Origin of the sequence: Psychroserpens mesophilus, assembly GCF_050617655.1 — a bacterium.
In the GTDB taxonomy this organism is placed as follows: Bacteria; Bacteroidota; Bacteroidia; order Flavobacteriales; family Flavobacteriaceae; genus Psychroserpens; species Psychroserpens mesophilus_A.
On record NZ_JBODQC010000177.1, the window covers coordinates 1 to 270 of the forward strand.

The window sequence follows — 270 nt, forward strand, 5'->3', positions numbered from 1 at the left end:
AGGAATGTTTCCAGGGCGTCGTCGGCATGGTGGGCTGTGACAATATATCGCAGGTGGGTTTCCGAAGCCGTCAACTGATCGAACCACTCGTAGCGCAATGCGCGGGCTGCCATTTGAATTGACACTTTATTTTGATTTGCATAACCAATTGTATCAAAGCTTTTTATATGTGTTTTTATCCTTAGTTTATCAGCGGTTTCCCTGACGAATTCCTGGTCGCTTTCGCTGGCCTCACCCCGAAGGTTGAAATTGCAATGGGCCAGTTCAAAC

Annotated in this window: 1 protein-coding gene; it reads right to left on the reverse strand. The window is 47.0% G+C overall.

Annotation, left to right across the window (positions count from 1 at the left end; genetic code table 11):
• A partial coding sequence (locus ACRHNM_RS16845; protein WP_431137769.1) for an ATP-binding protein occupies positions 1-270 on the reverse strand: 270 nt, incomplete at both ends.